The sequence below is a fragment of the Spirochaetota bacterium genome (genome assembly GCA_040756435.1).
In the GTDB taxonomy this organism is placed as follows: domain Bacteria; phylum Spirochaetota; class UBA4802; order UBA4802; family UB4802; genus UBA4802.
In genome coordinates, this window is record JBFLZD010000029.1 from 1 (window position 1) to 24,212 (window position 24,212).

The following is a 24,212-nucleotide window of genomic DNA, read 5'->3' on the forward strand; positions in this document are numbered from 1 at the left end:
AATGCAATTTTTTAAAGAAGATAGTAGGACTTGATAATCATTTACTTATCCCAATGTTCAGAAGCGACCCTAACATTCCTATCTATATATTCAACTGTGCATCAGAAAACCTTGTAAAGCTTTTAGACCGCATAGAGTCAGTGCATACCGAAATAGATTCTGAACTTGAATATCTTTTTGGCAACAATGGTTTTATTCCGTATTTAATTGATAAACAAAAGATAAAAACATGGGTTGCATCAGGCAGAGTAAGTGATGAATTCCTGAAAGGATTTGTATCTATTGCTAATAAAATTCACGAATTTTACAAAGATATTTCGGGCGAGCTTTTATCAGAAAAATATGATAGCTTTAAAAAGCTCAGTAATTTTGTACAGGCTATTAAAGAACAGCCAAAAACCGCAGAAGAAGTACCAAGGCCTTCGCGAATCCCTCAGAATTTAAGCCAGCTTTATAAAAATTCCATTTATCAAATTTTTGAGTTTGGTTTGATAGAAAAAGAAAACCAGAAAAATTTTTTGAAATTATTATCAGAATTTAAAAAGATGAAAGACCCCCTTTCATCGGAAATTGATGCACGAAAAATAAGAAGGCAGATTGCACGATTTTATTATGATATCTATGCAAAGGTTTTTGTGCGAAGCCAGTCAGAGCCTGCTGTGCCTCAGCCAGTGAAACTGATGCTCAGGTTTGGTTTTTTAGATGAAACCATGATTGAAGCTGAACAGTTGGCTGAGTTGCATGAAATCTCTATGCGGAGGACAGAGCAAACAGATATTCCAATAGTATATGAAGATGAATTTTTAACAAAAATATTCAATGGCGAAGAAAATCCCAGCATCAATGAAATGGGTTTATCATATGAAGCACATCTCAGGGAAGAACAAAAACACATCAAAGGTAGTAATGTAAAAGAAGAATCAGATAATGTACAGAAAGTCATTTATGAAATAAATCACCGTATTGCAACTGCTTCTTCGGTTTGTTCTGGTTCTACAGCTACATCATTTCCAATACTAACATCAATGAACATGCGTGGTAGTATATCACATTACTATATATCAAAAAAGAAATTAGAATCAATCATTAATACATTACGGGATATTGATTATTCTGTTTTCTATCGTGAAACAGCAGTAATGATTGGAAACACAAAGGAGCTTATAAAAGAAGAGATAGTTCCTTATTTTATATTATTGCCATCCTTTGGTACAAAAACAATGCTGTGGCAGGAACTGGATGGGACTAATAGAAGAACCCGCGGCCGTATAGTAGTGCCCATATTATTTATGGGGGATATGATGCCCACAATGGCTCATACATTTGCCACATTCCGGTGGGAGCTTAACCGTACCATTATGGGAGGGATGTGGGCTGACCCAATAGAAGGTGGGTTGACAGGAGCTTACTTTGATTATATCAATACATTTAAAAAGAACCCAAAACTATCACTTGAAGCCAAACAGAAGGTTGTTGAGCGTTTCAAGAGTATACGCAATAACCGCGACAGATTTGCAGATGACTACATACAGTGGGTTCTGTACGAAAAAGATGGCATTATGAAGTTGAATAATGTTGTTAGAGATATGTTTTATCGTCACATACCATTTAAGAAGGAATTGCGCGAAAAGCTTGAAAATATGCCTGCATATACAGAAATAGCTAACAGGTTCAGGAATGTTTTTAACCGTGAAGTAGGAAATTATGAAAGAAAATTTAAAAAATACCAGCGTGATGATGGAACGTTACCTGAGGCTTTACAAAAGTTCATGGAGTTTCTGTATAAATAATAGTTATGAACTCGCTTCGCATTACAGGGATAATCAGACATTATACACGGAGAGCACGTGACCAGATTTACAACGCAGGGTTGGCAATATTTAAAGCAGCGGGAGTTGAACAGCATCTGGATGATATTGGTGCCTGTGTTGATGAACTGATTAAAAATGCAGTAAAAGCAAACTATAAGCACCTTTTAATTGTAGAAGCTCTCCAACGGCAATTCCAGTTGCAATACAAAGACAAAACAACCCAACAGGTGCAGGAATATATCAAAGATATTCTTAAAGACAAAATACAGTTTGATACATTGGCTTCAATAGTATTAAAAAAAGAAAATATTGCACAAAAGGTTAGGGAAGTTTTAAATCAGGAGGGAATGTTTTTACTTATTAAGAATAAAGCCTTTAGTGAAAATCGTACGTTGACCACTGATGATTTGCAATCAATTGAAAAATTAAAACTGTTTGTAGAATTGCAAAAAAAGTTGAAACAATATGATATCAGAATAATTTTAAAGATTGAATTGCGTGATGATTATATTTATATAGAAATTACAAATACAGCCCCCATTCTTTCACATGATTTACAACGAATTTATGCAAAGCGCGAAGAATACCGTCGATATAAGGAAGAAGGAAGGGAATATGAGTTTTTTATAAATAATATTGATACCAGTGATTCTGGTTTTGGCCTGGGGTATGCCAAGATTGACAGCTATCTGTACAATTTAGGCATTGATCCTGAAAAAGCAGTAACAGTTATTTCAATCAATAACACAACTGCAATGCTTTCAATACCTGTTGATGTGCTAAAAAAACATTAAAAGTGTGTTTTATAATGAGGGAGTGTATGCAAAGATTGTCTATCTTAGTTGTTTTATCATTGTTCATTGTTAGCGCATGTGCCACTGCTAATGAAAAAATTATACCACAAACAGTAGGCGATAACTCAACGCAACAGTCTGCTGTCAATAATGAATATGCCGTACCGGAATTCCAGTATACCACACAGGAGGGTATAAAATTAAATACTATGTATAACACCAAGCTTAATGATTTTGGTTTGGAGATAAAAAAGATTGAGCCATTAGTGCCCAGAACCAGGACATTTGGTTTTTACTATGATAATAAAACCAAAGAAAAAAATAGATTATATTTGGGATTTGACTGTGATGTGGGGGGTACCATTACTGGTGCCGATTCATTTCCACTGCGTGCATGGAATATTATCTTTAAAAACCTTAATCCTGTATTGGCAAAATCAAAAATTCTTCATCAGATATTACAGGACGAAAATATTCAAGGACTTGTCATAAGCTTTTACTGGTTTTTTGAAGGGCCTGAAGGGATAATAGTATGGATAGAAAAAAAGGACATTGAACAATATATGCAGAATAAAATAATATATCCTGAGCTTATTGCACGCAGCACAACCACCAGGCTGGATGGTAAAATAATTAACCTGATATTATTTCAGAAAGCACCTTAATTAGTTTTTTAATTTCCATCATTGTCCCCACTGAAATACGAATATATTCTGATTGAATGGGGCCTGCAAAATAGCGCACTAATATCTTTTGCTCTTTTAGCTTTTCGTATAGAGTACGAGCATCAATGTCAGGATGTTTTGTGAACACAAAGTTAGCTCTGGAGGGAACATTAATAAAGCCCAATGCTTCCAGTGACTCTTCCAAATATTCTTTATTGTTACGCACCATCGATATATTATATTTAAAGCCTTTATCATCAAGCAGGGCAGCATAAGCTCCTGCCTGAGCAATTCTATCAACGTTATATGAGTCTTTTAGTTTAATGAAGCCATGAATAATTTCTTTATGAGCTATGGCCAGGCCTACTCGTAAACCTGCCAGTGAATATGATTTTGAAAATGAACGGGTTATGACAATATTGTCAAATTCTTTGACAAGTGGAAGAGCTGTTTCATTGTAAAAGTCAACATATGCTTCATCAACAACAAGCAAACCTTTGAATTTACTGCAAAACTTTTTTATCTGGTCAATAGGGACTCCTTTTCCGGTGGGGTTATTGGGATTAGCAATGATGACCAAATTATATTTCTTTTTTAAGAATTCATCAAATGGTATATCAAAGTTATCATCAAGGGTAATTTTATCATACGAAATTCCGTTTGCTTCGGCCATAGTATAATAGAGTGCATACGAAGGATAGGGGAACGCTGCAATGCCATCTGGTTCAATAAATCCTCTGAACAGCAATGTAAATATTTCATCAGAGCCATTGGCAACAAATACATTGTCGGCTGCTATTGCATTCTTTTTGGCAAATAGTTCCCGTACCATCTGTGCATTGGGATTGGGATAGCGGCGTAGATCCCCATTGCACGCTTTTTGCAGGGCATCAAGTACAACCGGTGAAGGTGGAAATGGATTTTCATTGGTATTGAGTTTAATGAATTCATTCAGGTTATCGGGCTGTTCACCGGGAATGTATTCGGTCATTTTCTGTAGACGTTTGTTCCAGTACTTCATTGGTTACTCCTTTTTTGTGCAATGCCAATCAGGTCTTTTACCATATTAATAGAATGCGTTTTCATGTAATCTTCTAACTGTTTCAGAATAACAGCAGATATATCAGGATGAATAAGATTTCCAGTACCTATCTGTATGGCTTGTGCACCAGCCATTAAGAATTCTAATGCATCTTCAAAACTGAATATACCACCAATGCCAATTACCGGTATGTCAACGTTTTGAACAATCTGATATACCATACGTAATGCTAACGGTTTAATTGCAGGGCCACTTAATCCTGCAAAAGTATTTGCAAAGTATGGCTTGCCAGTCGTTATATCGATCTTCATTCCTATAAAAGTATTCACCGCTGACACAGCATCAGCGCCAATTTCTTTAGCTGCTCGTGCAAATTGTGTAATATCAGTAACATTTGGCGAAAGCTTTACAATTAAAACGCCGCGGGTTACATCACGAACTTTTTCCAGTAGTTTTGAAAATACGGTAACATCCTGCCCAAATGCTATCCCGCCTTCTTTTACATTGGGGCATGATACATTGAGTTCAATAGCTGCTATGCCATTTGTGTGTGAAAGTGTTTGTGCCAGTTCAACATTTTCTTCAACTGAGTGTCCTGCAATATTGGGAATAACTGTGGCATTAGCTTTTAACAAATACGGTAATTTATGCGATAGGAATGCTTCCAGTCCCACATTTTCAAGTCCAATAGAGTTAAGCATTCCTGAAGGTGTTTCTGCTATGCGTGGTCCAGGGTTGCCAGCACGTGGTTTTAAGGATAACCCTTTTGTAAAAACTGCACCCAGGCTGCCAATATCAACAAATTGCGATAGTTCCTGGCCATAGCCTGCAGTACCGGATGCAACGGTTATAGGGTTTTTTAATTGTAAATTGCCAATTGTTACAGAAAGATTCACGGTTGTTCCAGCAGCATAGTTGTAATTTGCAATTGTGAAGTATAATTATACCACAAATGAGTCAAGAAAATAAATTATTGAAGCAAAAATTTGTTGCCAAAACCTGTAATTAAAAAATATTTCCCACCATGATATATATTGCATTCGATATTGATGGAACAGTATATGATTGCTCTCCAGTTGTTGGCATGGCGTTTGAACAGGGTATTGATGCATTTTTAGTGCAACATCCCAAGCTCAATCTGCGCAAACCATCCACTGATGAAATCATGAAGCTTGTTGGTATACCTGTTGATGAAATTTTTGCCTCACTCTTTCCAGCACTTTCACAGGAACTATCGCAAACGCTTAATGATTATTGTACTGCTAAACTGTCACATCTTGTTTTGCAAAAGAAAGGAAATATTTTGCCTGGAGTTGTTGAAACAATACCAGTTTTGTATAATAAGGGATATGGCCTTTTAACAGCATCAAATGGAAGAAGGGAATATGTTGAGGCTGTGCTTAATGCCTATGAACTATCGCCATACTTTTTAACTATAACAGCACTGGAAGACAAAAATTTACACAATAAAACACAATTACTGGCATATTATAAAAAATCTTTGCCCAACTGTGACATTCTCATTATGGTTGGTGATAGAACAAATGATATGATGGCTGCGCACGAGAACAATGTGCCTTTTATTGCTTGTGCTTTTGGCCATAATGATGACGAGATAGCTCATTGCAGATGGATTGCGCACTCCTTTTATGAAATTCCGAATATTGTCGATAGTATAATTAAAGAAATGAAGCCTGCTGACTGAAAAATTCTAAAAAGGACGAAAAGCCTTAACCTTAAAAAAAATACTATTGACTATACGCTTATTTAAAAATACAGTGCTACCAATATCTTTGCGGTTGTAGAGGTTGTATATGCACACTATTATAGCATCGCTTAACATCTTTATGTTGCCACCATTGATAACCTTGCTTACCAGCATTGTTATTGCCAGCATAGCAATATTGAAAGGGAAACTGAAAAAAGAAAATATATTGTTTGCACTCTTTTGCTTGTGGTATGCACTGCTTACCCCAAATTTTTTGGGGCATTTTATCATTAAAGATGTGAATACAATTTTAAAAATGGAAAGGTCCATCCATACTCTTTATGTTTTCATACCTTTTATTGGAATGTTATTTTATCACACTGCGTTGAACATAAAACGGACATATCTTGAGATAATAACTTTTATTTTAAGTGCAATATTTGCAATTTTGGTCCATACACCGTATTATATAACAGGTCTATTAACATATTCATGGGGGCATATTGCACGGGGTGGCATAGTTTTCCAGATTTTTGGTGTTTATGCTTTTTCAGTTCTTGTATATGGTATTGTTATCAGTATTTTAAAATTAAGGCAAGAAAAGAACGAGCTGGTTCGTTTAAAAATAAAATATATTATACTGGCTCTCAATTTAATTGGTATCTTTACTGCCTGTAATGTTCCTGCAATGCTTGGGTATAATTTTTATCCGCTGAGCAATTTAATGTTTATCCCTCTTATTTTTCTGGGGTATGGTATCCTGCGTTATCGATTAATGGATATACAGAGTGTATTGCATGTCACATTTATATGGTTATGCATTTCATCAGTGATTATTGTACCCAATGTGATTATTTTCAATATATTGTATCCTTTTTTTAAATCTATTGATAAATCATTACTGTTTTTTCTATTAACTATCTGGTTTGCAGTTAACTATCTGTATTTTATAAAAGTACAGCCAGTCATAGACCAGGTTTTTAACCGAAGAAAATATAATCTAAAAAAAGTTGAATCACAGTTTATTAATGATATTGCATTGTTGAAAGATTTGCATCTGTTATTAAATGAACTATCATACATATTGAAGCGCACGTTGCTCATAAAGAATGTGGAAATTTATATTAAAGCTGAAGATAAGGAAAATGAATTATATAATCTCAATGGCGATGTTATAGTAATAGATGAACAGGTTAAGGATTATTTATTAAAAAATCCATTAGTGATTGAGAAAAAACTGATTGAAAATAAGCCTCAATATGAACAGGTAAAGAGTATTTTATTGCCATGGTTTGAACAATTGTCTGCAGAATATATTATCCCCCTTGAGCATAATGAATTTATTGGTATTATTGCTTTATCTGAACGTGCCAATTTAAAAGCATTATCCAATGATGAGATTGATTTTTTACACAACATTAAATCTTCTTCTTCAATAGCTATCGCTAATTCTCTTATGTATCATAGCCTGACCAACTTAAAAAATAATCTTGAAGCTCTGGTAATGCAACGTACTGAGCAGCTACAGAAAAAAAATGAACAGATTGAATTTGAGCTTAAATTAGCAAAAACAGTTCAAAAAACGCTTTTGCCTTCTATTCTTCCAGCAAATAATCAATTGTATGCTTCAGTATATTTCAGGCCATATATGGAAGTAAGCGGGGATTTCTTCTTACTGGAGCAACTTGATGACACGCATTATTTGATTGGTATTGTTGATGTTTCAGGGCATGGGATTCCATCGGCATTACTTACGTCAATGATTAAGACTGAGATTGAAAATTTATCACGATTATACCGATCAACTGCAGCAATCTGCACTCAGCTTAATAGGAAGCTTACTCCAATATTACAGGAAAGTGGTTTTTACTTTACGCTGTTTTTAGGTATCATTGATTTTGTCAATATGGAATTGTTATATACCAACTGTGGGCATACTGATATTTATATTATCACATTAAATGATACAGTGTATCCATTAACAACCGATTCACTTTTTATAGGCGCTGATGAACATATTAATTACCCGGAATGCATTTTTGAGCTAAATACCAAAGACCGTATTATTTTATATTCTGATGGAATAACTGAAGCCAGGTCAAAGAGCGGTCTTTTATATGGTAATGAAAGATTTACCAATATTCTTGTTGCATCACGAGAATTTGCTCCGCAGGATCAAATAGATATAATTATTAAAGATCTTGAAAATTTCATTCAATCAGAAGAGGGTGTCATTCGTGATGATGTGACCCTTTGTGTTATTGAAATAGGTGAGCCTGTAGCTGTTGAAAATTATCTCAAAAAAGCCATTACTTTATATAAAAAGAAAAATTACAATGAAGCACTGTCAATCTTAAATTCAATATCAACAGTCCCCCTTTCAGCATCGTATAATTATCTTAAGGCTAAATTGCTAATGAAGAATAAGCGTTATGAAGAAGCTAAAAAGGCAATACTCTTAGCTCTGAAGGAAAAACCTGAACATAAAGAATTTAATTATTTATTTGGACAGATATGTTTTGCTCTTAAAGATTACCAGACAGCACTGGATACATTTGCTGACTTATCGATGATACAACCGTATAAAAAGAGTAATGATTTTTTGGAAATAATTAAAAAGAAGATATGAGGAAAAAGGCGGGAATTAAACCCGCCTTTTTATTATATTTTTTTAAACAATTAAATTTTCGCCAACTAATTTAGTAAATGATTCAATGGTGACCCCCATACCATAGCCTGCACTTATTGTTGACAGTTGCAGGTGACAGTTTTCACAGGCGGTTACCACCATTTTAGCTCCGGTTTTTTCAATCTGCTCTTTTTTGGGTTTACCGCTTTTAATTCTAAATTCTTCATTATCCAGAGCAACAAGTCCACCGCCGCCGCCACAGCACCAGTTGTATTCACGTGTTGGATTCATTTCACGATAATCCTTTGCCAGCATCTGCAATACTTCACGTGGCTGATCATAAATACCACCATTTCGCCCTAACTGGCATGGATCATGCCAGGTTACTGGTTCAGCGATGACACCTTCTTTGACCTTGATTCTGCCTTCTTTTATGTATCGATGAATCACTTCTACTATGCTTGATACTTTAAAGGGCAAAGGTCCCATTAAGAATTTAGGTATTCTGTATGCGGTGCCACACTCAACAATAACTATCTCCTTAACTCCTAATTCTTTTGCTTCGTTAATGATTCTGTTGGCAATAAAATTTGCCTTTTCACTATCGCCTGCAAAGAAACCAAAGTTCACTGCCTCAAAGTAGCTGAGTGTCCAGTCTTCTTTTGCTGCATTGAAGATTGCAGCAGGATACACAATTGAGTGTGCGCCTGAAAGGCCAACAAAAAGTATATTGGCGCCTTTTTTTCCATAGGGATAAGCCCGTCACTGGTTGGAGCATTGATAAGCTTCTGAACCTCTTTTTCTAAGTCTTTGATAACGCCTTTAAATCCTTCTTTGAACATATCAACACTTTTGCCTTTTTCCACAGCGCCATCGGCAAGCATTACCAGTTCTTCAGGGGCATTGCCATAGGCAATAAGTAGTTCCTTGGCAATTCCAAGGATATACGGCATATCAATACCAAACGGGCAGAACATAGTACAACGCCTGCATCCGGTACAAGAAAATGCAGCTTCCCTGAGTTCTTCCATCAGGTTTTCGTCAAATTCCTGTGCGTCGCCCCACCACGGGAAGAATTTTCCTGTTGGTTTGAAATATTTTCTAAATACTTTACGAACAACTTCAGCTCTTCCAACAGGGGAGTATTCCTTTTTGGGGATACCCTGATATGCATGACATGTATCATAACAAAGGCCACATCGAGTACATAGGTCCAGATAGTACAGCATGGGCCTGTTTAATTTCTTTTCAATAACCTGTTTAAGTTCCAAAACTTTTTCCTTATCCATGGCTATTTCCTTTTACGATAATGTGCTAAAAATGTAAAAACTGAATGTACCATCTTGCTGAATGGGAACATCATGAGGAAGATATTTGCAAAGAGTACATGAAGAACCAGTATAGTATAATGGGACAATTCAGTTATTTTGTACGATAGTTCCGGTTTAAGCAGAATCATGCTTTGCAGCCATTGTCGGTAAACATCTACGTTAACCCGCAACACAGCTCCCCAGTCGCTGTAGCGTTCAGCTAAATGCAGAATAGAGCCAAACAATATGCAGAAGAAAAGTACCAGTAAAATCACAAAATCTTCTGGGATGGATATTTCACGATAGGGTGTACCAAAACGCCTGAATAAAAAGTACAGTGTTGTTATTATAAGAATAATACCAACAACACCGCCACCCAGAAAGATTTTATGGGGTATTACCTGAATAAATGAAAAATCATCTACCAGTTCAAGATGACCTAAGAAAAGGAAGAGGAATGCAATGTGAAAAATCATTATTATAAACCAGAATATCTTCTGCTTATTATACACGTTGGGGACTATCATGGCATCATAGATAAGCCCCAATACCTTTGAACCTTTTTTAGGAAAAATTGCTCCCGTCCCGGCTGGTACAGGAGCTTTAAAAATAACATAAAATTTATAGATAAGCCCTACAATCAAGGTTACAAAGGCAATATATACCATTGGAACAAGTATAAAATAGGATATATAGCCCAGCATTATTCACCTCGCCTTATTGTTAGCTATTTAAGCTTTTTAATAAAAAATTTTGTTACATTACCATCTTTGACTGTATCAATGATTTCATTGCCACTTGTTTTTGCCCATGCAGGGAAATCTGCCAGTGCTCCGGGGTCAGTTGTTTCAGCCATAAGAATTTGACCAACCTGCATTTTCTTAATTTGCTGTGAAACTTTAACCACAGGTAGTGGACATGCCAATCCTTTTAAATCCATTGTTACATCTGCTTTAATGTCACTCATAGTTTTACTCCTTAAATTTTCAAAATTTAAAATTTGTAATTAAAAGTTATAGTTAGCTTTACCAATGGAATAATATAATGCAAACATACATAATACAAGAAGAAATTTTAAAAAAATTAGATAAACAACTGAATTTTACTGTCAGAGGCTTCCTGTAAAAATGTAGCAACACCTACTGATTTCATATCCGGATAATCAATCATCTCATCCATTTTAAAGCCCATCAAATCCATCGACATTTCACATACATAGATTTTAACACCCAATTCAGCAGCAAGTGCAATCATTCCATCAAGATTCTGCATGTTCTTCTTCTTCATTAAGTATTTCATCATTCCGGTTCCCATGCCACCCATATTCATCTTTGACAATTTAACTTGTGATGCTCCTTTAGGCAGCATGAAGCTAAACATCCTGCCAAAGAGGTTTTTGCCTTTTCCTTTTTTCTTCTTGTCCCTGAGTGCTGGTGTAGCCCAGAAGGTAAAAAACATAACAACTTCCATACCCATGGCAACTGCACCGGTACCAATGATAAATGCTGCAAGGAGCTTGTCCAGGTCGCCGCTGAATACAACCATTGAAAGCTTGTCTTTACGACCATCCTGAATCTCTTTAATCTGATTCTGAATGTCTTCTAACGTTTTGGTAACATCCATTGTATACCCCCAATAATAATTTGTAAAGTAAATATTTAATAAAATACTAAAATAATTATATGCCATTTTTTAGAATTAAAAAATTTTTTTATCATACAATTATATAATTATTTGGTAAGCTATGATTTACTGAAAAATAAACTATTTAAATGATAAAGTCAAATTATTTTCAAAAGCTTTTTTTATGAATGATAGTGCTATGTTAGAGGGAATTTGATTAGGATATCTTTCTACAATCGTATTCTATTAAATATAAAATTTCATAAGCAATAATTACACAATGAATATAAAATAAAATATTTTAAAAAAAAGATTGACAAGGTATAATCAGCAATAAATATAATTCTAAAATAATTAAATTACTATATAATTATATGTTAAATATCTTTCTTCGTCAGGAGAATGTAAATGTTAGGTAAAATTAGTAGAAGAGAATTTATCAAGATTGCAGGAACTGGTGTTGGAGCTCTGGCGGTGGGTGGTAGTCTATATAAATTAGCAAGTGATGTTATTTTTAATAATGATGATAATGGACCAGTAGTAAAAACACCAACCTATTGTGAAATGTGTACATATCAGTGTGCAGGGTGGGTATATAAAAAGGGCACTGCACCATGGAAAATTGTTGGTAATGAACTTGATGAGCATTGTTATGGAAGAATGTGCACAAAAGGTTTATCAGGTCTTGGTGCATATTTGGATCCCAATAGGCTGAAAACACCTTTAATAAGAAAAAAGGAAAGAGGAAAGCAGGTATTTAAAGAAGCTTCATGGGATGAAGCATTTGCCTATATTGCCGACAAAATGGAATATATTAAGCAAAAGTATGGTCCTGAAAGTGTTGCGTTATTCAGTCATGGCTCAGGTGGACATTGGTTTAAGACATTATTGAAGGCATATGGTACTAATAGTTTTGCTGCACCTTCCTATGCTAATTGTCGTGGTCCTCGTGAAGAAGGTTATGTCTTAACCTATGGTGAACCAATTGATACCCCAGAACGTACCGATATGAAAAATACCAAATGTCTTGTGCTTATTGGTTCTCATATTGGCGAAAATACTCACAGTCAGCAGGTTATTGAATTTTCACAGGCAGTGGCAAATGGAGCAAGTATTATAGTAGTAGATCCACGTTTTTCAGTGGCTGCCAGCAAGGCTAAATATTGGTTGCCAATTAAACCAGGTACTGATATTGCTTTGCTTTTAGCATGGATGCATGTATTGATTTATGATGAATTATTTGATAAACGCTATGTGTTTAATAATACTGTTGGTTTTGAGCAACTAAAACAATCGGTTAAAAATACTACTCCTGAATGGGCATACCCTATTACATCAATCCAACCAGAATTAATACGTGAAACAGCCAAAGAAATGGCAAAGTGCTCTCCTGCCACAATAATACACCCTGGCAGGCATAATGTATGGTATGGTGATGATACCCAAAGAGTACGAGCAGGTGCAATTTTAAATGCATTATTGGGTAGCTGGGGAAGAAAAGGTGGATTCTTCTATCCTGAAAAAGTTGAATTGCCAGAATATCCAACCCCACCATTTCCTCATCCAAAAAAATCATTTAAGGATGCCGTGAATAATAAATATGAATTGGCAAATTTGATTGTTTCATCAGGAATTTGTGATGCTACTATTCATAATGTAATGAATGGAAATTCATTTTATGAAGGATGGTTTATCTATGGTTCTAATCTACTAAAAGCTCTCCCACAACAGGAAAAAACTATCAAAGCCTTACAGGATCTTGAACTGGTTGTTGTTGTAGATATTTTGCCAACAGAAATAACGGGCTGGGCTGATGTTGTTCTTCCCGATACTACTTATTTAGAGCGATATGATGATATACGAACCTCGCAGGGGAGGACACCACAGATTGCTTTAAGAATGCCTGCATTCAATCCAAAATATAATTCCAGACCTGCCTGGTGGATAGCTAAAAACCTGGCCGAAAAAATGGGCCTTGGAGATTATTTCCCCTGGAAAACAATTGAAGAATATTTAGATTATAAATTAAAAGCAGTTGGCACATCTTTAGAAGAAATGAAACAGGTTGGGGTTAAGAACTTTGAACGACAGACTCCCCTATATATTACTGGCTCTCAGTTGTCACGTTTGGACACTCCCAGTGGGAAGATTGAGTTGTATTCATCTACATTAGCAAGTTATGGTTTTGATCCTATACCTACTTATACAAAGCATGAAGATCCTCCAAAAGGCTATTATAGGCTGTTATATGGCAGATCACCTTTCCATTCATTTGCGCGTACCATAAATAACCCTATACTGTCACAATTACAAAATGAAAATGCAGTTTGGGTACATCCAACAGTTGCTCAGGAATGGGGTTTAAAAAACGGCCAATATGTAAAACTAGAAAATCAGGATAGTGTAGTGAGTAATAAGGTAAAGGTTAAGGTAACCGAACGAATACGTCCGGATTGTGTGTATATGGTTCATGGATTTGGAAGTAGGCAAAAGCATCTTAAGCGTGCATTTAAGAAAGGCGCTGATGATCAACAACTTATAACTAAAGTTAATGTTGATCCGGTTATGGGTGGCCAGGCTATGCATGGTAATTTTGTTACCTTTAAAGTTTAGTCAATTTTTGAACCATACTTCAGATAATGAAAAGAGGTTAGCATGAATAGTAAGACTAAAAAATATGCAATGGTAATAGATACCCGTTTATGTGTTGGTTGCGGAGCATGTGTTGCAGCATGTAAGATGGAAAATCAGGTTCCTGAAGGCTTACACCGGGATTGGATTGTAGAACAGGTTACAGGAACTTATCCTAATCTTTCTATGGAGATTCGTTCTGAACGATGTAATCACTGTTCCAACGCTCCCTGCATTACCTCCTGCCCAACTGGGGCAAGCCATCGTAAAGAAGGGACAAATATAGTTGTTGTTACTGCCAATAAATGCACAGGTTGTAAAGCATGTATGGCTTCTTGTCCATACAATGCACGCTTTGTAATGCCCGATGGATATGTCAGCAAATGTACTTTCTGTGAGCACAGATTGGATGAGGGTTTGGATCCTGCCTGTGCAGCTGCGTGTCCAACACATGCAATTTCATTTGGCAACTTACATGACAAAATGAGTCATGTTTCTAAATTATTAAAGGTAAGAAAATATAAAACAATTATCCCTGAAGCTGGGACTGAACCAAATATATTTTATTTACTGTGAAATTAAAGAAATTATATGAGGTTTGACTATGAATGAAATAGCATTGACTACAAAAAAAGCAATAGAAGCTGGCCATTCATTAGGAATATGGCGATGGGAAGTGCCCCTATATCTTTTCCTGGGTGGACTTACTGCAGGAATTCTAATTATTGCAGCATGGATGATTTTAAAAGATAAAGAAAAGGAATTCCCCTTTTCCACCAATAAATTGATTCTACTGTCACCAATTATTTTAAGTATTGGTATGTTTTTCCTTTTTCTGGATCTTGACCATAAATTGTATGTATGGCGATTTTACACAGCTTTTCGCATTACATCAGTAATGTCGTGGGGTGCCTGGATATTAATCCTGGTTTATCCTTTAAGTATGGTGTTACTATTAGCAACAGTTAAAAAGGGTTATGCTGAATATTACCAAAAGTTTTCTACGTGGCTGAAAGGAACAAAATATAATAAACTATCGCCCATAATTGAAAAACTGATTAATTGGTCAGAGAAATATAAAAAGCCAGTAGCAATGGCAGCAATACCTGTGGGAATATTATTGGGGATATATACCGGGATATTGTTAAGTGCATTTTCAGCACGACCATTCTGGAATTCCGGACTTCTTGGATTTTTATTTTTGATCTCAGGCTTATCAACAGGTGCTGCATTAATTATTTTATTAGCAAAAGAGCATCACGAGAGGATTTTTATAACAAAACTGGATATAGGTTTTATTACTATTGAAGCTATAATTCTGGTTTTGTATATTTTTGGAATGCTTTCTTCCTCATTGCAGCATATTGATGCTATACAATTAATTTTAGGGGGAGAGCTAACCCCGGTATTCTGGTCTTTTGTATTTGCTATTGGGATGATAATCCCATTAGCACTTGAGATACTTGAACTCAGAGGAAAAGCAATACCCGTACATATTGCTGCGTCTTTAGTACTTATTGGGGGATTGGCATTACGTTTTATCTTTGTTGAGGCTGGTCAAATTTCTAACTGGCTTCCTTATTAAATATCATTTATTTTCAGGAGGAATATTGTATGGAAAAGAAACCTTACGCATCACCCTACATAGCTGGAGTGGGTTTGGGGTTGGTGTTATTGGCAGCTTTTTTCTTTACTGGCCATGGGCTTGGAGCTTCTGGAGCAATTACCCGTTCTATTGTTGCTGTTGAAAAAGTCATATCACAGGAGCATGTTGACAATAATGCGTATCTTGCTGAGTATGGTGGAGGTGATACAAACCCATTGAATAACTGGCTTGTTTTTCAATTGTTGGGTGTTATCGTGGGCGGTATGCTTTCGGGAATTATTGCAGGAAGATTTAGAAAGGAAATCAATCATGGGCCTCAGATTACGCCAAAACAACGATGGCTTTATGCAATAATTGGTGGTGCTCTTTTTGGTTTTGGAGCAAAATTTGCACGTGGCTGCACCAGTGGTTTTATATTAACTGGTGGAGCCGGACTGGCATTGGGTGCCTGGGTTGGAATGATGGTGATGTTTGCAGTTGCTTATATCACAGCGTATTTTGTTAGAAAACTTTGGATATAAGGGGTGGGGATATGTTTGCACCATTATCAGTATATTTTAATTGGAGTAATGGAATTGATTTATTGGTTTCATTTATAATAGGTATTGGATTTGGATTTGCATTGGAACAGGGTGGTTTTGGAAATTCAAGAAAATTAGCTATGCAGTTTTACTTCCGTGACCTAACAGTTTTAAAAGTTATGTTTTCAGCAATGGTTACAGCAATGACCGGGATAGTATTCTTTACTGCTTTTGGATGGCTAGATACCAATAGCATGTTTGTACCTCAGACTTATATCTGGGCTCAGATAGTAGGTTGTGCTATCATGGGCGTTGGGTTTGCTATTGGAGGCTATTGTCCGGGCACCAGTTTTGTTGGTCTATCTACATTAAAAATGGATGCTCTTTTCTTCATCATAGGCCTTTTTATTGGTGTCTTTTTGTTTGGTGAAATGTTTCCAATTTTGGAAGAGCTATATCATGGCAAGTACAGTGGTAATATGGGAAGAATAACATTGAATGAATTTTTGGGTGTGCGGCCTGGTATCATTGCAGCTATTATCTTAATTGTGGCAATTGGTGCATTCTGGGGATCTGAAAAGATAGAAGAAAAATTTGGTAACCAAATTATACAGTAAGGAGTGTGCTATGAAACTTGAAAACAAACAAATAGCTGTATACACGGCAATTCTATTAGCAATAATTATGCTGTTTCTTCCTGGTCCTGATCCATCTAAGATTAATTTAGATTTGCATGCAATGGCCCAAATTATTGGGAATAAGGAAGATCATGTTACACCTGGAGAATTGTCGCAGTGGATCATAGCAGGGAATAATGACTATCAATTGATTGATATACGATCAAAAGATGAATATGATAAAGGACATATTGAAGGTTCAATAAATATCCCCCTTGAAAATCTTTTAAACAAGAACGTAATAGCTGATGAACTCAATCATGATAAAAAAATTGTATTGTATTCAAATGGAAGCTCACATGCATCGCAGGCATGGGTTGTGCTGAAAGGATTAGGGTTTGACTGTTATATACTTGAGGGCGGATATAATGGCTGGAATGCTGTTGTACTTAATCCTGCAACTGGGTCAAATGCGACTGATGATGAAGTATTGCTGTATGCCAAACAAAAAGCTGTTGCAGAATATTTTGGTGGGAGCAATATTCAAATGCAAAAACCAATTAATAATGTTGCACCTGCAGCACCACAAAAACCACAGGGAGTAAAGAAGAAAAAGATGCAGGGGTGTTAAACAAAAGAATAATTTAATTATTATTAAAGGGGCTATAACACTTAGCCCCTTTTTTTATTTGATTTCGTAGTATACTATAGTTATTAATGTTTCATAGGTAATTTAAAAAAAATAATAAAAGATTGCAATATGGTAAACGAAAAAGAACCATTTAACAGTGAAGAAAGAATGAATGATAATCCTCAAAAGGCACTTTTTGCACTTCAAATGTATTTAAATCGCTTTATGTGGATTTCCACACGGGAGATAGTTACTGGTGTAAGCTCGTTATATTATAATGATACCAAAAGTGATAAAAAAACCGAATGAGCATTTCCATATAATAGCACAATAGCGAATATGGTTACTGGCAAACTACATTTTCCGGTTGCTGACAATCAGTACAAACAACGTTTGTGAAAGTTGCACCTCCTTCAACAATGCTGCGCAACCAGTCAACAAAACGAACATCATTTACTGTCAGTGTATACACTTCGTTGTTCATGAGTATCGTATGAACCTCGCCAGGTGAAATAAAATAGGCATAATTATTGGGATCTGTGGTCAAATTAGCAACAGTCGTATCTAAAATTGATAGCATTTCATCATGCCAATCGCACCATACACTTTCAAGGGGGTTATACCAGTTTTCATAATCTGTTCCAGGATTTTCTATATTCAGCATCACATTATAAAAGAAAACCTGATTTTCATCCCATGCAGCAGTGTATTGTCCAAAGCGATAGTTACTGTAAAAATTGGCTATTGTTGAATAAAGATCTGCAATGGTTAATCCATCAATATTATATGAATCAAACTCATGAAAAGTTCCTGTATCAGGCAAGGAAGCACCCCATAGCGTATCAATATTTTGTTTGAACGTATTAGTGATAACTCCATTGCCGGCATCTCCCAAAAGGTGAATTTCTGAGTTAGTAAATTCCTCTGCAATATACGGAAAATTGAATATTGCACCATAAGAGCCGGCACTAATGCCAGTTACAAAAATAACATCTGGATCAGGATTTTTAAAGTGGTCTTTAAGCCATTGCAGTACTAGCTGAAAATTTACATGACCTCTATGGCGAATTGTTGCACTTAAAGTATTTTTTGTATATTCGGTGTCACTCTGCCCCCAGTGGAGATCGCCTGTGCAATAGGGTATATACACAAAATTCCAGTCTTTAAAAGGATTTTCAGGATTAGTAAAATCAAATATTCCACTATAACCCATAGACTTTGCTTGCCCATTGCTTATTAAATTGAGAATATCTGCATTGTCATAATACATAAGCTCTTCTGAATACGTTGGTTTTTCCACACAATTGTTATAGTGCCAGCATGCACCACCACCCTGGAAATAAATGACTAACTTATTGGTTGTACCATAGCGGACAAAAAATAAAAACTTTGAGCTTGCAGTTGAGGGGTGATTTGAGCAGGATGGTGACAATCCATTATAATAGAATGAAGCATAACTACCGTTATCTGCAGTTTCCCAGTCAATCTGCTGCCAGTAGTTTGTAGGTGTATTAGAGTCAGAATTAGAACCTGAATCTCCACAGTTTGTAAGAAAAATGATTGCTGCAATTAGAAAAATATATTTATAATTCATATGCAAACCTCCTATTTATTTATATTTGAAAATATATCAATGTGTATTAAAAAAAGCAATTCAAATCTACATATATTTTTGTGATTTTATTTTCAGTGCTCATTAATAAAAATATTTTAAGTATACAGCAATGAATTATTTAGTTCCACTGTTAGTGGAGGAGGGAATAAAGCATTTGGTCACTTAAAAAAGCTAAGGAATAATTACTGAATTGTTTTAATACATTACTTTTTATAAAATAAAGAAAGCAGGATAGTCTCCTGCTTCTTTAGATTATGATACCAAAAAAAATTTTATTCAGCATCAACCTCAGCTGCACATGATTCCTTGCATGTGCTAACCTTTAAAAGATCATATGCCCAGCAGTAACCACTATAGGCTGAATACAGCACTGCTAATCCCAGCGCCAGGAATAGTATGGTCCCTATTGCACCTGGTTTTAAAACAAAGATTTGAAGTAAAAAAGAAACCCCAATTAAAACCCTGATATACCTATCAGCTGGTCCAACATTCTTTTTCATATATCACCTCTGAATAGCAAAATTAAAATATAAAGAATTATCACAAAGTATATGTTTTTTATACAATAAAAATATGGCAAGTATTTTTTATTATTCAGCAGTCAAAATTTCTTCTGACATTATGGGCAGGCAACCATTACAAGTAAATGGATGTTGTAGGGTAACATTAATATCATAAGCACTTTTATATGATTCGGATTCGTGGTCACGTAATCTAATTAAAAGTTTGTTGGAACCTTCCTGGAAAAAGAACATCCGTGATTCCACATTCATAGTTGGATCTTTACGTATTCCGCATACATTGATAAAAAGAACATTCCCAAATTCTGGTGCAAATCTACTATTTTGCTGTAACCATACTGGCATATGAATATGCCCGCTTATCCATACGTCCACATGGTATTTTTTTAATACTTTTTCAAAGCGCTCTGAGTTGATTATGTTGTGTTTTTGAGAAAATGACCCAAGTAATTTACTGTTTTTCAGTGGTGCATGGGTTACGGTAATAATAATCTTATTCTGATTGGATATCACAATGTTTTTCCACCATTGAAATGTTTCATCGGAAAGATAGGTTGGCGGTCTTCCACGTTCGTTGGACATAAATATAAAAATTATATTCCCAAAAGTAACTGTATATTTTAAAGGTTTAGCAATATATTTTTGATAGCCAGTTATATTTTTCCATTCATGGTTGCCTGCAATTTCATACCAGTATTGAATGTTTGCCTGTTTTCGTAATTCAATAAACCATTCAAAGTCCTCATTTGACGTTTTGTGCTGCACAATATCGCCTGCAACGATAGCAATGATTGGGTATGGTTTAATGTTTTTTAAATCTTCGATAGCTCTTTTATAGTGCCATCTATCGGCTTTATATACAGGCTGGATATCGGAATGTACCCACACAGTATAGGTGGATGTTGTTGGCATGTATTGCTTGCAGCATGCTGGCACTATAAGCAATAGTATAATTACTATACTGTGATATTTTTTCATGGGATTATTTATTATAAACTATCGCACAAATGCTTTTAAATGTAAAAAAAATATTGCAACAAATACAATACTGTATCATAATTAACATTAAATCAAGTTAATTTTATTAGTATGTGTTATGGAAAAAGACAATATCACAATTGATACATCCCGCTTTCAGGAAATATCCATATCATATTTAAAGAAACTGAGCGGCGATAAATTACTGACATTTGATGTACTGGATCAAAATGGCAATACTGTTTTTTCCGCAGGGCAGGCACTTAATGATGAATTGCTGAAAAAGAAATCGGAAGAAGGGGTCAAGTTTTTTATCCCCCGTGTTACGGAAACCATTGGTGTTTATGACCGTGAAATTATTGACATGAAAAAACTAAAGGCTATTGCTGATGATACAGCAACTATGTATGTTGATATACGTAAAACAGGCAGAATGTCGTATGAGCAGTTTTTGCAGTCACATAATCAGCTGGCAGCAATAGTTGATAGCTTGCGAGCAGAAGATAAAACAGGTGGTGTGTTGTCATTGCTGAAAGAAATCAAAGAATTTGATTATATTACGTACACGCATTCGGTTAATGTTGGTGTGCTGGCAATGATTTTAGTGTATAAGGAGCTTTCAACAGGGGATAAAGTTAAATTGGCAGCTCTGGCGGGATACCTTCACGATATTGGCAAATTGAGAGTTGATCAGACTATAATTCAGAAACCTGGATTGCTGTCGTATGATGAATTTAAAAAAGTATTGGAACATACCAGGGAAGGCTACAGAATTCTTGATAGCGTGGTGGACTCTACTGGGCGAAAGGTTGTCCCCAACATCATAAAATATGTGGCACTGTTTCATCACCGTAAGTTGCAAAGCCCGGGATATCCATTTCGTGATGATGATAAAGATAAATCCCGTGAAACACAATATAATGAGCTTCCCGACCTTGCACGCATCATGGGCATTTGCGATATGTATGATGCACTTACCAGTGCAACGCCATTCAGAATGCCCATGTCGGTGGACAAAGCATTACGATATATCCTCAACCTTTCTAATTATCTCTATTCCACTGATGATGTGCACCGCTTTATTAAAGTTTTGGGACTTTCGCTAAATAAGGGAAATCCATTTTTGCGGACCGGTGATTTCATAATGCTTGAGTCTGAAAAGGTCAGTTTAGATACCCGTAAAAAAGTAAGAGTATATGAGATAGCACGTATTGAAGACATATCGCGTATTAATTTTATGAATCCCAGAGTAATGATCTTTTACGATGTAGTGCGAAATAAAAAATTGAACAACATAACTGTAGATTTGCGGTATGATACAAGCCGAAGAATTGTGCGTGTATTTGAAAGCACCCGTATTCGTGAAATGCTATTGCGACAGCTTAAATAGGTGGTGGTATGAATCCAATATTGCTGGTTTTTGATAATGATAGATTTGCCCAGCTATTGCAGTTTGTACTGACAACTGCGGGCTATACAATTGAACGCTGCAATGACCCTTTGGCTCTGTTTGAAAAAGTAAAGGAAACAAATCCTCCTCTTATAGTAATGGATATTTTTTTAAAGCATATAGATGGCCTTTATTTGCTGGAACGTTTGTACGCTGTCAAGGAATATGCACAAATTCCAGTCCTTATAGTATCTTCCCGCAATGAACCGCTGGCTGTTTTTGATGCATTGGAGCGCGGTGCAGCTGATTATTTAGCTGCACCCATCAATGAAGACATGCTGATTGACAAAGTTAATAAATTATTGAAAGGAAACTAAAACAAACACTGTTGTTTTGAATTAATTCCATCCGACAAATGTAGTAGTGCATCAGGTTAACAATTACGTTGCCAATAATGACTATTCTTTTTAAAAAATCTTTGCTATACAAAAATTGAAGTTGGTATCACTTTATTGGAAATTTTACTATTGAGGAAGAAACACGTATGAAAAAATGTATTGTTTTGCTTATGGTGCTTATATCAGGATGTTCCTCATTAAATGGTGTATCACATAAAGAGGATACAAGCCTAACACAATCTACCCAAAATCCATATCAGATAGCAGACAATCTTGAATTCAATGAAGTGTGGGCATACCTCATGAAAGGTGAAGAAGATAAAATTATGGGGGATGAGCCCATTACTGATCTTTGCTATTTCAGCGCAAAAGTAACTGGAAAAGGGCAGATAACTGGCGATTATGCACCAGTTGAAAGTAAGTTTAACAATAAAATCAGACATCATATCGTCATAGCTGTTCTTGATAATTTTGCACTCATGCATTTTGTACTTAATCCTGATTTGCCTGTTTTAAAAAAATTTATTAATGACATATGCACAGTGGCTTCAAAATTTGATGGAGTGCAGATAGATTTTGAATCGGTTGCTTCATCGGATGCTGCATGGTTCTTTAGCTTTTTAGCACAGTTGCGTTCTACTCTGGGAAAAGATAAAATGCTTTCAGTTGCTCTTCCAGCACGCAGAACCCGAATAGCCGATGCATATGATTATCCTTCCATAGCAGCAATAGCTGATAGAGTTATCATTATGGCATATGACCAGCACTGGTCAGGAAGTAATCCAGGTCCAATAGCTGGATTATCATGGTGCAGGGAAGTAGCTGAGTTTGCAAAGAGTTTTATACCAAAAGAAAAGCTCATTATGGGTTTGCCACTATATGGAAGGGCATGGCAGGACAAAAATTTTAACAAATCAGTTCATTACAAGCATGTAGAGGAAATGATAAAAACATCAAACATTCAACCACACTATGACCCAGAGAATGGTGCATATTTTGAGTATGAGGAAAAGGTGAAAGTGCGAGTTTATTTTACTGATCAGCGTGCAATATTTGACAGGCTAAAATTGTATTCATCAATGTCAATTGACAATGTTGCTTTCTGGCGTATAGGGCAGGGACCCAGTGGTATGTGGCAGGGTATCAGTACCAAAAGTTTGTAATATATAATGGTGAAATGAAAAAATTATCATATGAAGATATAAAGATCAATCGTCCTGATTTGCAGGATCTTTTCAGATTACCTCGATTCCCTGTAGTTACTGTTCTTGAAAATATCCGAAGCCTGTATAATGTTGGTTCAATGTTCAGGACCGCTGATGCAGCACGTATTGCGTATATGTATCTATGTGGTTACACACCACATCCCCCACGTAAAGAAATTGAAAAAACAGCCCTGGGCAGTACTGAAAGCGTACCATGGGAACATTCCATCAAACCTGCAGCCGTTATCAGGATGTTGAAGAATCAGGGTTTTACCATTGCAGCACTGGAACACACCACAGCAAGCATATCGTATTATACATATGATTATTCATTTCCGCTGTGTATTGTGGTTGGCAATGAGGTTGAAGGCATCAGCAATGAAGTAATTTCTATGTGTGATGTAGCACTTGAGATCCCCATGTTTGGGATTAAACATTCACTTAATGTGGCTGTAGCATACGGTATTGTTGTGTATCATTCTGTTATGGTGTATCAAATACACAGGGAACAATGACT

Annotated in this window: 26 protein-coding genes; 16 read left to right on the plus strand and 10 right to left on the minus strand. The window is 35.8% G+C overall.

The annotated features are described in order from the left end of the window. The 3 genes from AB1444_09390 to AB1444_09400 form a co-directional block, all read left to right on the plus strand. Positions 1-1,790, plus strand: a 1,790-nt coding sequence (locus AB1444_09390) for a hypothetical protein (GenBank protein MEW6526866.1), incomplete at its 5' end; no start/stop codon positions are given. Between the two features lie 5 nt (positions 1,791-1,795). Continuing rightward, a complete protein-coding gene (locus tag AB1444_09395) occupies positions 1,796-2,605 on the plus strand; it encodes a hypothetical protein (protein ID MEW6526867.1) in 810 nt (269 codons plus the stop codon). 26 nt (positions 2,606-2,631) lie between these two features. Further along, entirely contained in the window at positions 2,632-3,270 is a 639-nt protein-coding gene (locus AB1444_09400; protein ID MEW6526868.1) for a hypothetical protein, read from the plus strand. Here the strand turns inward: AB1444_09400 and hisC are convergent. Then, positions 3,239-4,291: a histidinol-phosphate transaminase gene (hisC, locus tag AB1444_09405; protein ID MEW6526869.1), complete on the minus strand. Its 1,053-nt coding sequence runs from the start codon at positions 4,289-4,291 to the stop codon at positions 3,239-3,241. The genes AB1444_09400 and hisC overlap by 32 nt on opposite strands. Then, positions 4,288-5,208, minus strand: a complete 921-nt coding sequence (locus AB1444_09410) for a dihydroorotate dehydrogenase (protein ID MEW6526870.1) — start codon at positions 5,206-5,208, stop codon at positions 4,288-4,290. The genes hisC and AB1444_09410 overlap by 4 nt, the downstream gene beginning before the upstream one ends. Before the next feature lie 128 nt (positions 5,209-5,336). Between AB1444_09410 and AB1444_09415 the strand changes: the two genes are divergently transcribed. Both AB1444_09415 and AB1444_09420 read left to right on the plus strand, forming a co-directional pair. Continuing rightward, positions 5,337-6,017 carry an HAD family hydrolase gene (locus tag AB1444_09415; GenBank protein ID MEW6526871.1) on the plus strand — a complete coding sequence of 227 codons (681 nt, stop codon included), beginning with the start codon at positions 5,337-5,339 and terminating at the stop codon, positions 6,015-6,017. A 109-nt stretch (positions 6,018-6,126) separates the two neighbouring features. Next, positions 6,127-8,649: a SpoIIE family protein phosphatase gene (locus AB1444_09420; GenBank protein MEW6526872.1), complete on the plus strand. Its 2,523-nt coding sequence runs from the start codon at positions 6,127-6,129 to the stop codon at positions 8,647-8,649. Positions 8,650-8,691: 42 nt separating this feature from the next. On the opposite strand, the gene AB1444_09425 is transcribed toward AB1444_09420, so the two are convergent. The 5 genes from AB1444_09425 to AB1444_09445 all read right to left on the minus strand — a co-directional run bounded on the left by AB1444_09425 (position 8,692) and on the right by AB1444_09445 (position 11,582). After that, the gene (locus AB1444_09425; GenBank protein MEW6526873.1) at positions 8,692-9,342 is read right to left on the minus strand and encodes a (Fe-S)-binding protein; all 651 of its coding nucleotides are present in this window, start codon (positions 9,340-9,342) and stop codon (positions 8,692-8,694) included. Then, on the minus strand, positions 9,276-9,938 hold the full coding sequence (locus AB1444_09430) for a (Fe-S)-binding protein (protein MEW6526874.1): 663 nt from the start codon (positions 9,936-9,938) through the stop codon (positions 9,276-9,278). Before AB1444_09430 ends, AB1444_09425 begins: the two co-directional genes overlap by 67 nt. Positions 9,939-9,940: 2 nt before the next feature. Beyond that, positions 9,941-10,663: a respiratory nitrate reductase subunit gamma gene (locus AB1444_09435; protein ID MEW6526875.1), complete on the minus strand. Its 723-nt coding sequence runs from the start codon at positions 10,661-10,663 to the stop codon at positions 9,941-9,943. 23 nt (positions 10,664-10,686) lie between these two features. Continuing rightward, positions 10,687-10,926 (minus strand): sulfurtransferase TusA family protein, encoded by a 240-nt coding sequence (locus AB1444_09440; GenBank protein MEW6526876.1) that lies wholly within the window; start codon positions 10,924-10,926, stop codon positions 10,687-10,689. A gap of 116 nt (positions 10,927-11,042) precedes the next feature. Beyond that, a complete protein-coding gene (locus tag AB1444_09445; protein ID MEW6526877.1) occupies positions 11,043-11,582 on the minus strand; it encodes a DsrE/DsrF/DrsH-like family protein in 540 nt (179 codons plus the stop codon). Positions 11,583-11,990: 408 nt separating this feature from the next. On the opposite strand from AB1444_09445, the gene AB1444_09450 reads away from it, so the two are divergent. The 7 genes from AB1444_09450 (at position 11,991) to AB1444_09480 (ending at position 17,897) form a co-directional block, all read left to right on the plus strand. Continuing rightward, complete coding sequence (locus AB1444_09450; GenBank protein ID MEW6526878.1) at positions 11,991-14,195, plus strand: molybdopterin-dependent oxidoreductase; 2,205 nt, start codon at positions 11,991-11,993, stop codon at positions 14,193-14,195. Positions 14,196-14,237: 42 nt separating this feature from the next. Beyond that, a complete protein-coding gene (locus AB1444_09455; protein ID MEW6526879.1) occupies positions 14,238-14,789 on the plus strand; it encodes a 4Fe-4S dicluster domain-containing protein in 552 nt (183 codons plus the stop codon). Between the two features lie 28 nt (positions 14,790-14,817). Beyond that, positions 14,818-15,798 carry an NrfD/PsrC family molybdoenzyme membrane anchor subunit gene (gene nrfD / locus AB1444_09460; GenBank protein MEW6526880.1) on the plus strand — a complete coding sequence of 327 codons (981 nt, stop codon included), beginning with the start codon at positions 14,818-14,820 and terminating at the stop codon, positions 15,796-15,798. Positions 15,799-15,827: 29 nt separating this feature from the next. Then, a complete protein-coding gene (locus tag AB1444_09465; GenBank protein MEW6526881.1) occupies positions 15,828-16,340 on the plus strand; it encodes a YeeE/YedE thiosulfate transporter family protein in 513 nt (170 codons plus the stop codon). 11 nt (positions 16,341-16,351) lie between these two features. Beyond that, the gene (locus AB1444_09470) at positions 16,352-16,957 is read left to right on the plus strand and encodes a YeeE/YedE thiosulfate transporter family protein (protein ID MEW6526882.1); all 606 of its coding nucleotides are present in this window, start codon (positions 16,352-16,354) and stop codon (positions 16,955-16,957) included. A 10-nt stretch (positions 16,958-16,967) separates the two neighbouring features. Further along, positions 16,968-17,588: a rhodanese-like domain-containing protein gene (locus tag AB1444_09475; protein MEW6526883.1), complete on the plus strand. Its 621-nt coding sequence runs from the start codon at positions 16,968-16,970 to the stop codon at positions 17,586-17,588. Between the two features lie 129 nt (positions 17,589-17,717). Further along, positions 17,718-17,897, plus strand: a complete 180-nt coding sequence (locus AB1444_09480; protein ID MEW6526884.1) for a hypothetical protein — start codon at positions 17,718-17,720, stop codon at positions 17,895-17,897. Between the two features lie 34 nt (positions 17,898-17,931). Here the strand turns inward: AB1444_09480 and AB1444_09485 are convergent, their stop codons facing one another. The 3 genes from AB1444_09485 to AB1444_09495 all read right to left on the minus strand — a co-directional run bounded on the left by AB1444_09485 (position 17,932) and on the right by AB1444_09495 (position 20,636). Beyond that, on the minus strand, positions 17,932-19,182 hold the full coding sequence (locus AB1444_09485; GenBank protein ID MEW6526885.1) for a pectin acetylesterase-family hydrolase: 1,251 nt from the start codon (positions 19,180-19,182) through the stop codon (positions 17,932-17,934). 293 nt (positions 19,183-19,475) lie between these two features. Beyond that, complete coding sequence (locus AB1444_09490; GenBank protein ID MEW6526886.1) at positions 19,476-19,703, minus strand: DUF2892 domain-containing protein; 228 nt, start codon at positions 19,701-19,703, stop codon at positions 19,476-19,478. A 90-nt stretch (positions 19,704-19,793) separates the two neighbouring features. Further along, positions 19,794-20,636 carry a metallophosphoesterase gene (locus AB1444_09495; GenBank protein MEW6526887.1) on the minus strand — a complete coding sequence of 281 codons (843 nt, stop codon included), beginning with the start codon at positions 20,634-20,636 and terminating at the stop codon, positions 19,794-19,796. Positions 20,637-20,820: 184 nt separating this feature from the next. Here AB1444_09495 and AB1444_09500 point away from each other — a divergent pair, with 184 nt between their 5' ends. The 4 genes from AB1444_09500 to AB1444_09515 all read left to right on the plus strand — a co-directional run bounded on the left by AB1444_09500 (position 20,821) and on the right by AB1444_09515 (position 24,210). Next, positions 20,821-22,092, plus strand: coding sequence for an HD domain-containing protein (locus tag AB1444_09500; protein ID MEW6526888.1), 1,272 nt, complete (start codon positions 20,821-20,823; stop codon positions 22,090-22,092). Between the two features lie 8 nt (positions 22,093-22,100). Next, a complete protein-coding gene (locus AB1444_09505) occupies positions 22,101-22,469 on the plus strand; it encodes a response regulator (protein MEW6526889.1) in 369 nt (122 codons plus the stop codon). Positions 22,470-22,636: 167 nt separating this feature from the next. Then, positions 22,637-23,653 carry a glycosyl hydrolase family 18 protein gene (locus tag AB1444_09510; GenBank protein ID MEW6526890.1) on the plus strand — a complete coding sequence of 339 codons (1,017 nt, stop codon included), beginning with the start codon at positions 22,637-22,639 and terminating at the stop codon, positions 23,651-23,653. A 14-nt stretch (positions 23,654-23,667) separates the two neighbouring features. Beyond that, positions 23,668-24,210, plus strand: coding sequence for an RNA methyltransferase (locus tag AB1444_09515; protein ID MEW6526891.1), 543 nt, complete (start codon positions 23,668-23,670; stop codon positions 24,208-24,210). Positions 24,211-24,212 lie beyond the last annotated feature (2 nt).

Coding starts and splice junctions, on each gene's coding strand:
- AB1444_09500 (MEW6526888.1), top strand. CDS start 20,821: ATGGAAAAAGACAATATCACAATTGATACATCCCGCTTTCAGGAAATA.
- AB1444_09510 (MEW6526890.1), top strand. CDS start 22,637: ATGAAAAAATGTATTGTTTTGCTTATGGTGCTTATATCAGGATGTTCC.
- AB1444_09480 (MEW6526884.1), top strand. CDS start 17,718: ATGGTAAACGAAAAAGAACCATTTAACAGTGAAGAAAGAATGAATGAT.
- AB1444_09485 (MEW6526885.1), bottom strand. CDS start 19,182: ATGAATTATAAATATATTTTTCTAATTGCAGCAATCATTTTTCTTACA.
- AB1444_09495 (MEW6526887.1), bottom strand. CDS start 20,636: ATGCCAACAACATCCACCTATACTGTGTGGGTACATTCCGATATCCAG.
- nrfD (MEW6526880.1), top strand. CDS start 14,818: ATGAATGAAATAGCATTGACTACAAAAAAAGCAATAGAAGCTGGCCAT.
- AB1444_09400 (MEW6526868.1), top strand. CDS start 2,632: ATGCAAAGATTGTCTATCTTAGTTGTTTTATCATTGTTCATTGTTAGC.
- AB1444_09490 (MEW6526886.1), bottom strand. CDS start 19,703: ATGAAAAAGAATGTTGGACCAGCTGATAGGTATATCAGGGTTTTAATT.
- AB1444_09475 (MEW6526883.1), top strand. CDS start 16,968: ATGAAACTTGAAAACAAACAAATAGCTGTATACACGGCAATTCTATTA.
- AB1444_09395 (MEW6526867.1), top strand. CDS start 1,796: ATGAACTCGCTTCGCATTACAGGGATAATCAGACATTATACACGGAGA.
- AB1444_09420 (MEW6526872.1), top strand. CDS start 6,127: ATGCACACTATTATAGCATCGCTTAACATCTTTATGTTGCCACCATTG.
- AB1444_09465 (MEW6526881.1), top strand. CDS start 15,828: ATGGAAAAGAAACCTTACGCATCACCCTACATAGCTGGAGTGGGTTTG.
- AB1444_09435 (MEW6526875.1), bottom strand. CDS start 10,663: ATGCTGGGCTATATATCCTATTTTATACTTGTTCCAATGGTATATATT.
- AB1444_09455 (MEW6526879.1), top strand. CDS start 14,238: ATGAATAGTAAGACTAAAAAATATGCAATGGTAATAGATACCCGTTTA.
- AB1444_09440 (MEW6526876.1), bottom strand. CDS start 10,926: ATGAGTGACATTAAAGCAGATGTAACAATGGATTTAAAAGGATTGGCA.
- hisC (MEW6526869.1), bottom strand. CDS start 4,291: ATGAAGTACTGGAACAAACGTCTACAGAAAATGACCGAATACATTCCC.
- AB1444_09515 (MEW6526891.1), top strand. CDS start 23,668: ATGAAAAAATTATCATATGAAGATATAAAGATCAATCGTCCTGATTTG.
- AB1444_09445 (MEW6526877.1), bottom strand. CDS start 11,582: ATGGATGTTACCAAAACGTTAGAAGACATTCAGAATCAGATTAAAGAG.
- AB1444_09470 (MEW6526882.1), top strand. CDS start 16,352: ATGTTTGCACCATTATCAGTATATTTTAATTGGAGTAATGGAATTGAT.
- AB1444_09505 (MEW6526889.1), top strand. CDS start 22,101: ATGAATCCAATATTGCTGGTTTTTGATAATGATAGATTTGCCCAGCTA.
- AB1444_09430 (MEW6526874.1), bottom strand. CDS start 9,938: ATGGATAAGGAAAAAGTTTTGGAACTTAAACAGGTTATTGAAAAGAAA.
- AB1444_09450 (MEW6526878.1), top strand. CDS start 11,991: ATGTTAGGTAAAATTAGTAGAAGAGAATTTATCAAGATTGCAGGAACT.
- AB1444_09415 (MEW6526871.1), top strand. CDS start 5,337: ATGATATATATTGCATTCGATATTGATGGAACAGTATATGATTGCTCT.